This window comes from Streptomyces xanthii, from assembly GCF_014621695.1.
Classification (GTDB): domain Bacteria; phylum Actinomycetota; class Actinomycetes; order Streptomycetales; family Streptomycetaceae; genus Streptomyces; species Streptomyces xanthii.
Genome location: NZ_CP061281.1, coordinates 7,100,740 through 7,111,918 on the forward strand (window position 1 = coordinate 7,100,740; position 11,179 = coordinate 7,111,918).

Consider the following 11,179-nt stretch of genomic DNA (forward strand, 5'->3'; position numbering starts at 1 on the left):
GGCCCGGCGGACCGGCCGGATCATTGGCGGTTGAGGGCCCGCGACACACCCGCGGTCACGGTGGTCGCCAGGACCCATCCGGCGGTGGTCAGCGCGTAGGCGAGCCACTGACCGGCGCCGTGGGGTGCGTAGGCCGCCTTCTGGCCGAAGCCGAACAGGGGGAGCAGGAGGTCCAGCGCGTAGAACACCGGGTTGAATGGAGGGGCCTTGGCCGCTTCGAGCGGGGCGGGCCGGTGCTCCGAGAAGAAGGACGCGCCCACGGCGAGGAGGGCGATGATCCACAGGGCGGCGCGGCCGGGCCGGTAGCCGTAGCCGACCGTGGCGTCCTGGACGTATCCCCACACACGCGCGTGCAGGGGGAGCGCGGAGCGGCGGTGGCGTTGTCTGGCGAGCAGGACGGTGCGGGCCTCGTCCTCGTGGCCCAGGCGCCGGTAGGCGGCCGCGAGCTGTTCGTAGGGCTGCGGGAGGTACGCCTCGGTGCCGCGCCGGATCCAGGCGAGCCGCTCCGTGGCGGTCAGCGGGGTGGCGAGCGCGTCGTACGCCGTGCCGGACAGCCGCAGCCGGCGGGGCCAGGTGGCGGGGGAGTCGTAGAGGACGCCGAGCCGGGCGTTGTCCGCGTCCACCGTGCCGTCGACCGGGACCCGGGTGCGCAGATCGGTCTCGCGGGCCTCGGTCAGGCGCAGCGACAGCGCGGTGCCGCCGGGCCGGGACAGGGTGGCGTCCGCGAAGCTGAGCCGGGTGCCTATGACACTGCCGTCGAGCGTGATGCCGCCGTTCACGGTGAGGCCCGCTCCGAGGTCCGCGTTGCGGTTCACGGTGACGTCGATCGCTTCGAGGGCGATGTCGCCGGGGTGGTGCAGACGGGCGCCGCAGAAGCCGACGGCCGCGCCCACCACGGCGCCCGACAGAATGATGCGGCCCTCGGCGCGGAAACCGGGGTGGAAGGTGAAGTCCTCGCCGACCTGGACGTGATAAGCGTCCAGAGCGGTGTCGCCGGGACGGCTCAGATGGGCGCCTTCCAGGTCGAACTCGCCGGCGATCGAGGCGCCCGTGAGCCGCATGCCCCCGGTCACCTTCAGGCGGGTGCACAACAGGTGGCCGCCCGTGAGCAGGCGTACGGCCGACACCGCCTCGCCGTCCGGGGCGGAGATCACGGTGTGCGTGAGGTCCAGGTCGCTGTGGGTCTCGGCGCGGGTGAGGACCAGCGGGCCGGACAGCCGGCAGCGGGTGAGCGAGAACGTTCCGAGGATCTGGGCCGTGTCGGCGATCAGACCGGGGAGCACGCACTCGGAGAGGGTGAGTTCGCGCATCTGGGCGCCGCTGAGGAGCGGTGTCCCGGCGAAGTGGCAGTCCGTGAGGGCGATCGGTGCGGCGATCTCGGCGAACCGCAGGTCCAGCGTGCCCGTGACGGACACGCCGCCGAGCCGGAGCGCGGGGCGATCGCCCGGCGCGGGCTCGGGACCGGCGCCGAGCAGCAGGGCCGTGAGGAACTCGGCACGGACGGCGGGCCGGGCGGCCTCCGGTGAGCCGGGGCGGCCTTCGACAGGACGGCCCTGAGGGTAGGCGTGCCACAACTGACGTTCCAGGGGGCCCAGTTCATCGATGCGCATGATCGTCGATCATGGCAGCGCGGAGGACTCCCGTACAGCGCCGAGGGCCCCGTACGGCGCCGAGGCGGTCGGGCGGGCTCTGCCGAGCGCCTCCCTCGAGGCGCCCCGCATACGAGACCGAACCGGTGGGCGCATTCGACAGATGTACGGAGTCGGCCGCGCGGTTTTGTACATCGTGATGAATCGGGGCAGCCGGGGCGGCTGTTAGAAAGAGAACCGCTTCGGACCCGCCCGGGACCGGCCGCGCTCCTCACCCCGTGAGCGCGGGCGAACCGGCCGGGCGGCGCCGGAGCGTACGCGCCGGCCTCGATCAGGCACTGCCGCGCCTTCCGGATCACAGGGCACCGAGGACGCCGTCCCCGGCCCCGTCTTGGCAGAGAGGCCGACAGCTTGAGCCCGCAGACCACCCGCGACCCGCGCGGCGACGCCCGCTCGCACGTGCCCGCCACCGGCCGTCAGGTCGTGATCATCGAGGACGACGAGGCCCTCGGACGCTCCGCCGCGGCCTGCATCGAACGCTGGGGGAGCACGGCGCACCGACTGCCCCGCCCCGACGACGACACCCTGCGCGAGCAGCTCGCCGGCCCCGTCGACAGCGTCGCCGTCGTCTCCCGCGACGACATGGTCGCCCTGCGCTACGCGCTGCTCGCCGAGCACCTCAGGCCCGGCGTGCGGCTCGTCGTGACCATCTTCGACCGCACCGTCGCCGAGGAGGTCTCCCGCACCGTCCCCAACTGCACCGCCCTGTCCATGACCGACGCGATCCTGCCCAGCCTCCTGGCGAGCTGTCTCGCGCCCCAGTACGCGATGCTGCAGCCCGTCGGCGACGACCTCGTGGGCGTACGGCGCGAAGGCGTGACCACACGCGTCGAGCACCTGCCCCGGCGGGCCCTGGCCACCGCCCCGCAGCCGCACCCGCGCAGCCCCGCCGGCACCTGGTTCCGCTCCCTCGGCACGTCCGCGAAGGCGCTCGTCTGCAGCCTGGTCGCGCTGCTGCTCGCCTACTCCACGGACGTCGCGCTCGGCGTCCTCGTCCTGCACGAGCACTGGACCGACTCCGTGTGGAACGCGGCCCGCACGCTCACCACGGTCGGGTCCTCGCACGCCGCCGAGCACGGGCCCGGCTGGTACAAGGTGTTCTCCGCCGCGTCGATGATCGGCGTGCTGGTCCTCGCGGCCGTGTTCACCGCCGGTGTCGTCGACCGCTTCACCGGGCACCGCATGACCAGCATCCTCGGGGCCCGCTCCATACCGCGCCGCAACCACGTCATCGTCGTCGGCCTCGGCCAGGTCGGCCTGCGGCTCTCCGCGTGGCTGCGCGACCTCGGCGTGAAGGTCGTCGCCGTCGAGCGCGACCGGCGGGCCGGCTGCCTCCCGCTGGCCCGCTCGCTGAACATTCCCGTCGTCATCGGCCGCGGCGGCGACCGGTTCCTGCTGGAGCGGCTCTCGGTGCGCCGGGCCCGTGCGCTGGCCGCCGTCGCCTCGGACGGGCTGGGGAACATCTCCGTCGCGGTCGCCGCCCGTGCGGTCGCCCGCGACCAGCGGATCGTGCTGCGCGCGGGCGGCGACGCGGTCACGACGGAGTCCCAGTCCCTCTTCCGTATCGGCGCGGTGTGCGACTTCCCGCTGATCGTCAGCACGTTCGTCGCCGCGACCGTCCTCGACGCCGAACTGCGCAGCGTGTTCGTGGCGGAGGGCCGCACGTGCGCGCTGTTCGCCGACGACCGCGTGGTGGACCTGCGGACCTGGGACGCCGCCCAGGACTGAGCGGGCCGGTCGCCCGGCCCGCTATCCCACGGCCCGGCGCGCCACGGTGAACCGCCGCAGCACCTCCGGGATCGGGTCGACCCCGATCCCGGGACCCTGCGGCACGTCCAGGTGCCCGTCGCGCAGGACGAACGGCTCCGTCAGGTCCTGCGCGAAGTACCGCGACGACGCCGACGTGTCGCCGGGCAGCGTGAACCCGGGCAGAGCCGCAAGCGCCAGGTTCGGGGCCCGGCCGATCCCCGTCTCCAGCATCCCGCCGCACCACACCGGGACCCCTGCCGCCCGCGCGAGGTCGTGGATGCGGCGGGCCTCCAGGTAGCCGCCCACCCGCGCCGGCTTGATGTTGACGACCCGGCAGGCCTCCATCGCGATCGCCGCCGAGGCGTCCCGCGCCGAGTGGATCGACTCGTCCAGACAGACCGGCGTCGCGATCCGCCGCTGCAACTGCGCGTGCTGGTACAGGTTGTCCTCGTCCAGCGGCTCCTCGATCAGCAGCAGCCCGAACTCGTCCAGCTTCCGCAGGTGTTCGGCGTCCGACAGGCCGTACGCCGTGTTGGCGTCGACCTGCAGCGGCAGCGCGTCGCCGAACTGCTCCCGCACCGCACGGACCGGCTCCAGGTCCCAGCCCGGCTCGATCTTCAGCTTGATCCGCACGTACCCCTCGTCCAGGTACTGCCGCACGTCGTCGAGGAGTTCGGGGACGGACGGCTTGATGCCGACCGAGACCCCTGCCGGCACCCGGTCGTGGACCGAGCCGAGGAACGTCGCGAACGACATCCCGGCCGCCCGCAGCTCCGCGTCGAGCAGCGCCGTCTCCAGGGCCGCCTTCGCCATGTAGTGGCCCTTGACCGCGGCCATCGCCGGACCGGCCTTCGCCGAGGTCAGGTCCCGTACGGCGGCCACCCGCGGCACCAGGAAGTCACGCAGCACGAGCTCGGCGCCCGCCGTGAACTCCGCGCTGTACAGCGGGTCCGGATCGCCCCCGAACTCCGCCCAGCCCTCGGCCGCGTCCGTCTCCACGCGCAGCAGGAACGTGTCCTTGCTGGTCTGCGTACCGAAAGAGGTACGGAACGGCTTCACCAACGGCACCGCGATGTGCAGCAGTTCGACACGCTCGATCTTCATTTCAGCCCTCCTGGGCGGACGTCGGGGCGCCGCTCGCGGCGGCGCGGGTCAGCAGGTACCAGCCGTCGCGCGACAGGGCGGACGCCGTGTACCCGTCGGCGAACGCACCGGTGAACACCTCACGGACCGCGTGCCGCCAGCGCAGCGCGGCCGGCAGGTCGCGGGCGCGCAGCGCGAGCACGTCCTGGGGCACCCGGCACCACAGCCGCTCCCCGGACCGCAGCGCGAGCGGCCCGCCGTCCGGGGCCGGGCACAGCGTCTCGGCGCCGGCCCGGCCGGACGCCCCGTCGTCGACGGCGCTGCGCGGATCGCGCAGATCCCAGGTCACGGTGAGCCGGTCGCTCTCGTCGCCACCGTTGAACCCGTCGTCGAGCGGCCCGTAGAAGTCGACGACGTACTCGGTGCCCAGCCCGCCCAGCTTGACCAGGTTGAAGCGGGCGTTGCGGCCGAGCAGCGGGTCGAACGTCCACTGCATGCGCTCGGCGCCCCGCTCCAGGGACCACAGCCGCTGCGCCTGCTTCACCGCGAGACCCACCCCCCGGTCGGACGTCGCCGCCGCGGCGACGAGCGAGTACACGGCCCGCTCCGCCGGCGGCTGGAACACCAGGACCGCCGCCCCCACCAGCTCCTGCCCGGCGTACGCGGCGTGCACCGCGCCGCCCGCGTGCACCGCGCTGGTCATGACGTCGGCGGGCAGCGGCGGCGCGCCCGGCGGTGTGCCCCAGGTCGTGGCGAGGAAGTCCGTCACGGCGCGCAGCCCGGACAGGTCGCCGACGGTCCGCACCGTGACACCGGCGGCCGCCGCCGAACCGGCCGCCGCGCGCGCCGCCCGCTCCAGAGCGCCGCCGTCGTCGTCCGGTGCCCCGGGCGGCGCCGCGGCACTTGCTGTCGTAGCACTGATCATGGCTGCCAGTCTGGGCATCCGCGGGGCGGCCGTCTTTGCGCGTTCGTGCAACGCTCGGCCGGTCTCATGATGCGATCCGATAATCCGCGGCCCGTCCGCCGGAGGCGACAATCGTGCGTCGACGAAGCCGAGGAGGCGCCCCCATGCAAGCCGACTGCACGCTCGAGGCGCTGCTCGACACCCTCGGGCAGCCGGCCCTCCGGATCGTCGCCGCACCCGCCGGCACCGCGGTCCCGGTCACCGAGGTGCTGCTCCACGACCCCGGAGTGCCCGTGCCGTACACCCCGGGCGGACTCCTGCTCGCGGTCGGGGTCACCGCCGCCGCGGCCGCCGACCTCGTACCGGCCGTGGCCGCGGCGGGCCTGACCGGGCTCGTGGTGCGCGGCGAGGGAGGGCCCGAGCGGGCCGCCCGCGCGCACGGGGTCGCGCTGCTCGCCGTCGACGAGGAGGCGTCCTGGCACCGGGTCCACCTGCTGATCGCCTCGGCCGTCCAGGCCGGACCGGCCCCCGTCGCCCAGGGCGCCGGAGCCTCCGCGCTCGGCGACCTGTTCGCCCTCGCCAACGCGATCGCCGCGGCCGCCGGCGGCGCCACCACCGTCGAGGACCCGCGCCGGCGCATCCTCGCCTACTCGACCGTCGACGGCCAGGTGATCGACGACGTCCGCCGCCAGGGCATCCTCGGCCGGCAGGTCCCGGACAGCCCCGAGAACACCGAGCAGTACCGCCGACTCCACGCCGCCGCCCGCCCGTTGCGGCTGCCCGGCACCGAGCCGGGCGAGATCGAGCGGCTCGCCGTCACCATCCGCGCGGGCGGCGAGATCCTCGGCTCGCTCTGGGTGATCGACAGCGGCCGGCTCGCGCCCGACGCCGAGGACATCCTCGCCCAGGGCGCCTCCACCGCCGCCTTCCACCTGCTGCGTGCCCGGGCCGCCGAGGACCTCACCCGCCACCAGTACGGGGACCTGCTCAGGCGCCTGCTCGACGGCACCGCGGCGCCCGCGACCGCCGCCCGCAGGCTCGGCTTCGCCGAGGACGCCAAGGTCCGGGTCGTCGCGTTCGTCCTCGACGATCCCGCCGTCGCCCCCGCCGACAGCGCCCAGGCCACCCTGCGCCTCCTCGACCACGTCCGGCTCCAGTGCGAGGCCCGCTACGGCCGGCACGCCTGCGTGGTCGTCGACGACACCGTGTACGCGCTGCTGCCCGAGGCGGGCCCGGACGGCGGCCGCCAGCGCCGGCTCATCGACGACCTCACGCGGCAGGCCGCCCTCGCGCTGCGCAGCCCTGTGCGCGCCGGACTCGGCGGCGCCGTCACGGGCCTCGCCGAGGTGGCCCGTTCACGCGACGACGCCGACCGGGTCCTCACCGTCCTGGAGGAGGACCGCAGCGTCGCCGCCATCGAGGACGTGCGCCCGCGCGTCACCCTGCTGCGGCTCGGCGAAGTGCTGGACCGGCGCGCCGACCTGACGACCGGTCCCTGGCAGCAGGTCCTCGACCACGACGAGCGGCACGGCACCGACTACGCGGGCACCCTCATCGCCTACTTCGACGCGGGCTGCGACATGGCCGGGGCCGCCCGCCTCCTCGCCGTGCACGCCAACACCTGCCGCTACCGCCTGAAGCAGATCAGGGAGCACCTGGCCATCGACCTCGACGACCCCGACGAGCGGCTCGTCCTCTGGCTGCACCTGCGGATCCTCGCGCGCCTGCGGGCCGGCCGCGCCTGAGCGCGACCGGCCTGCAGGCCGCACGGAACCCGGCTCAGCCGGTGAGCCAGTCCGTCAACGCCGCCCGTACCGCGTGCAGTTCGGCTACCGGCACGTACTCGTCCGGGGTGTGCGCGAGCGACGGGTCGCCGGGCCCGAAGTTCAGCGCCGGCACGCCCGCGGCGGCGAAACGGGCCACGTCCGTCCAGCCCAGCTTCGCCCGGGGCTCGGTGCCGAGACGGGCGAGCAGCGACGCCGCGGCGGGCCGGCCGAGCCCCGGCAGCGCGCCCGCGACCACCTCCGTCACGTCCACCTCGTGCTCGGGGAACAGCGCACGCACCCGCGCCTCCGCCTCCTGCGGCGAACAGCTGGGCGCGAAGCGGAGGTTGACGGTGACGACACAGGTGTCCGGTACGACATTGCTCGCCACCCCCGACCGCACGGCCACCGCGTTCAGCCCCTCCCGGTACACCAGCCCGTCGACGACCACCTCGCGCACGCCGTGCTCGTCCAGGCGGCGCAGGACCTCGGCCGCGCGGTGGGCCGCGTTCACGCCCTGCCAGGCGCGCGCGGTGTGCGCCCGCCGGCCCCGTACGGTCACGTCCGCGGTGAGGAAGCCCTGGCAGCCGCCCTCCACCAGGCCGCCCGACGGTTCCAGGAGGATCGCCAGATCGCCCGCGAGCAGCTCGGGCCGCGCGGCGGCGATGATCCCGAGCCCGTTGCGCGCGGCGTCGGCCTCCTCGCACTCGTAGAACACGTACGTCACGTCCCGCGTCGGCGCCGTGACCGTCATGGCGGTTTGAAGAGCCACGGCCACACCGCCCTTCATGTCGCAGGCGCCGAGCCCGTACACCCGGTCGTCCACCAGGCGCGAGGGCAGGTTGTCGCAGGCCGGGACGGTGTCCAGGTGCCCGGCGAGGACGACCCGCTCGGCGCGGCCGAGGGAGGTCCGGGCGACGACCGAGTGCCCGATCCGCTCGACCGTCAGATGCGGCGCGGCCCGCAGCGCGCCCTCCACCGCGTCGGCGAGCGCGGCCTCGGAGCCGCTCTCCGACGCCACGTCGACCAGCGCGCGCGTCAGCTCGACCAGATCTCCGGCCGGCCGGAGCACGGCCGCCTCGGGAAGCGTGTGCGTCATGCGCCCGCCTCCACGTCCGCCGTGACGCCGACGGGCTCGCGCCCGGCCGGGGCGTCGCCGTCGCGCGGTTCCCGCAGCGCCGAGTGCCGGCGCCCGAAGCACAGATAGAGGACGGCGGCGAGGAGCAGCCAGCAGCCGAACAGCGTCCACGTCACGCCCGGCAGCAGCCAGGCGAGGTAGAGACAGGACAGCGCGGCGAGCACCGGCACGACCGGGTACAGCGGCACCCGGTACGAGCGCGGCGCGTCCGGCGCGATCCGCCGCAGCACGATCACCGCGGCGGCCACCGCCACGAACGCGATGAGCGTGCCCATGCTGGTCAGGTCCGCCAGGTACTGCAGCGGCACGAACGCGGCGAGACCGCCGACCAGCGCCCCCACGACCCACGTGTTGTGCACGGGCGTGTGCCGCTTGCGGTCCACCCGGCGGAACACCTGGGGCAGCAGACCGTCCCGCGCCATCGAGAAGACGATGCGCGTCTGCCCGTACAGCGTGACGAGCACGACGCTGAAGATGGAGACGACGACACCCGCCGAGAGCACCAGCGCGGGCCAGCTCGTGCCGGTCACGTCCCGCAGGATCTGCGCGAGGACCGCCTCGCCCGCGTCCGCCTGCTCGCCGAAGCGCGCGGCCGGCTGGGCGCCGAGCGCCGCCAGCGACACGAGGATGTAGAGGGCGGTGACCGCCGCGAGCGTCAGCAGCAGCGCCAGCGGGATCGTGCGCCGCGGATCGCGCACCTCCTCGCTCGCGGTCGCCACCGTGTCGAAGCCCACGTACGTGAAGAAGACCCCCGAGGCCGCCAGGCCCACGCCTGTCATGCCGTGCGGCGCGAAGTCCGCGAAGTTGCCGCGGTCGAAGGCGGTGAACGCCACCGCCGCGAAGAACAGCAGCACCCCGATCTTCACGGCCACCATCACCGCGTTCACCGCCGCCGACTCGCGCGTGCCCCGGGCCAGGAGCAGCGAGCACAGCAGCACCACCACGAGGGCCGGCACGTTCACCAGGCCGCCCGCGCCCGGCGGTTGACTGATCGCGTCCGGCAGCGTGAACCCGAACAGCGTGCCCGTCACCTCGTTCAGGTACTGCCCCCAGCTCACCGCGACCGTCGACGCGGCCACCCCGTACTCCAGGACCAGACACCAGGCGACGAGATAGGCGGCCCCCTCACCGAGGGAGGCGTACGCGTACGAGTAGGTGCTGCCCGCCACGGGCACCGCACCGGCCAACTCGACGTAGCAGAGCGCCCCGAGCCCCGCGACGACCGCCGCGACGACGAACGAAAGGATCACCGCGGGCCCGGCCTTCGGCACGCCCGTGCCGAGCACGAAGAAGATGCCGGTGCCGATCACGGAGCTGATGCCGATCAGCGTCAACTGCCCGAGCCCCATGGTCCGTCGGAGGCCGCCGGGCTCCTCCGCGTCGGCCTCCTCGATCATCGAGCCGAGCGGTTTACGGCGACACAGCTGGCTGGCCCATCGGCCCATGGTTCCTCCTGGGGGTGCCTCGCGTCCCCGGCCGTCACCAGGGATGCGGGGGATCCTCCGGGAACGCCGGGGGCCGGACAACGGTGGATCCGCACAACCGGAGCGCCCGCCGTTGGCCGATGCGACAGCGTGCCGGGCCCCGCGGCGACCCCGTCCCGGCCGGGGCCGCCCCGATCGGCGAAGATGGTCGTGTCCACCCCTCCCGCCAGCGAGGAGCACGCGCGCAGATGGCCAGTTCCGCCTCCACCCCGAGGCCGCCGACGATCGCCGATGTCGCCCGCGTCGCCGGGGTGTCGCGCACGACCGTCTCGCACGCGCTCAACGGCCTCGGCAAGGTCGACCCGCGCACCCGGGAGCGGATCAAGAAGGTCGCCGCCGACCTCGGCTACCGGCCCAACCTGAGGGCCCAGCGGCTGCGGCGCGGACAGGCGAAGGCCATCGCGCTCGCCTCCTCCATGCCCTTCGCCGTCGCGGGCGGCCCCTCCCGGCTCGGGTTCTATATGGAGGTCGCGGCCGCCGCCGCCGAGAGCGCGCTCCTGCACGACTACGCCCTCGTGCTCGTCCCGCCCGTCCAGTCGGGCTCCGCGCTGTACTCCGTGGACATCGACGGCGCCATCGTGGTCGAGCCCGACGTCCAGGACGCGGCGGCGGCGCAACTGCGCGAGCGCGGCCTGCCGTACGTGGCGCTCGGCCGCCCGGTCTCGCCCGACGAGGACGCCCCGTACGTCGACCTGCACGGCGGCCGCGTCGCCGAACTGCTCCTGGACCATCTGCACGAACAGGGCGCGCGGCACCCGGCGTTGATCGTCGGAGCCGGCTCCCGGCACTCCACCGTCGACGCGCTCGCCGCCTACGAGCGCCGCGCCGCCGAGCACGGCTGGGAGACGGTCGTCGCCCAGGTCCCCGAGCCCGGAGGCGAGCAGGCCGGGTACGAGCGGTGCGCCGCGCTGCTTGCCGAGCACCCCGAGACCGACGCCGTCTGCGCCCTGGTCGACGCGTTCGCGGTCGGCGCGGTCCGGGCGATCCGGGACAGCGGGCGCACCGTCCCCGACGACGTCATGGTCGTCACCCGGTACGACGGGCTCCGCGCCCGCACCTGCGAACCGCCCCTGACCGCCGTCGACCTGCACCTCGACCAGGTGGCGGCCGCCGCGGTCGAACTCCTCCTCGGCCGACTGCGCGGCGACACCGCCACCCCGCCGACGGCCGCCGCCCCCGAACCCCGGCTGATCGCCCGGGCGTCATCGGTGCGCGACGGCACGGCAGGGACCGCCTGACGGCGCCGGCCGCCTGACGGCGCGGGTCGTCGAACGACCCGGGCCGCTTGACGGCGCCTGGGTCGTGGGTGCGCGGTGGCATGGCGCGGACCGTCCGATGGCGCGGGCCGTCGAACGACCCCGGACCGCCTGACGGCGCCCGGGCCGTGCGTGCGCGGTGGCATGGCACGG

Annotated in this window: 8 protein-coding genes; 3 read left to right on the top strand and 5 right to left on the bottom strand. The window is 74.7% G+C overall.

The annotated features are described in order from the left end of the window. Positions 1-20 precede the first annotated feature (20 nt). On the bottom strand, positions 21-1,610 hold the full coding sequence (locus IAG42_RS32180; protein ID WP_188340468.1) for an acyltransferase: 1,590 nt from the start codon (positions 1,608-1,610) through the stop codon (positions 21-23). A gap of 390 nt (positions 1,611-2,000) precedes the next feature. On the opposite strand from IAG42_RS32180, the gene IAG42_RS32185 reads away from it, so the two are divergent. Beyond that, the gene (locus tag IAG42_RS32185) at positions 2,001-3,377 is read left to right on the top strand and encodes an NAD-binding protein (protein ID WP_188340469.1); all 1,377 of its coding nucleotides are present in this window, start codon (positions 2,001-2,003) and stop codon (positions 3,375-3,377) included. Between the two features lie 21 nt (positions 3,378-3,398). On the opposite strand, the gene menC is transcribed toward IAG42_RS32185, so the two are convergent. Both menC and IAG42_RS32195 read right to left on the bottom strand, forming a co-directional pair. Continuing rightward, positions 3,399-4,502 (bottom strand): o-succinylbenzoate synthase, encoded by a 1,104-nt coding sequence (gene menC / locus IAG42_RS32190; protein ID WP_188340470.1) that lies wholly within the window; start codon positions 4,500-4,502, stop codon positions 3,399-3,401. A 1-nt stretch (position 4,503) separates the two neighbouring features. Beyond that, the gene (locus IAG42_RS32195) at positions 4,504-5,406 is read right to left on the bottom strand and encodes a chorismate synthase (RefSeq protein WP_223206243.1); all 903 of its coding nucleotides are present in this window, start codon (positions 5,404-5,406) and stop codon (positions 4,504-4,506) included. A 143-nt stretch (positions 5,407-5,549) separates the two neighbouring features. Here IAG42_RS32195 and IAG42_RS32200 point away from each other — a divergent pair, with 143 nt between their 5' ends. Next, entirely contained in the window at positions 5,550-7,130 is a 1,581-nt protein-coding gene (locus IAG42_RS32200) for a PucR family transcriptional regulator (protein WP_188340471.1), read from the top strand. A gap of 34 nt (positions 7,131-7,164) precedes the next feature. Here IAG42_RS32200 and dapE read toward each other — a convergent pair whose 3' ends face one another. Beyond that, positions 7,165-8,247, bottom strand: a complete 1,083-nt coding sequence (dapE, locus tag IAG42_RS32205; RefSeq protein ID WP_188340472.1) for a succinyl-diaminopimelate desuccinylase — start codon at positions 8,245-8,247, stop codon at positions 7,165-7,167. Then, positions 8,244-9,731: an APC family permease gene (locus IAG42_RS32210; RefSeq protein ID WP_188340473.1), complete on the bottom strand. Its 1,488-nt coding sequence runs from the start codon at positions 9,729-9,731 to the stop codon at positions 8,244-8,246. The genes dapE and IAG42_RS32210 overlap by 4 nt, the downstream gene beginning before the upstream one ends. Positions 9,732-9,958: 227 nt before the next feature. On the opposite strand from IAG42_RS32210, the gene IAG42_RS32215 reads away from it, so the two are divergent. Then, positions 9,959-11,008 (top strand): LacI family DNA-binding transcriptional regulator, encoded by a 1,050-nt coding sequence (locus tag IAG42_RS32215; RefSeq protein WP_188340474.1) that lies wholly within the window; start codon positions 9,959-9,961, stop codon positions 11,006-11,008. The last annotated feature ends 171 nt before the right edge of the window (positions 11,009-11,179 follow it).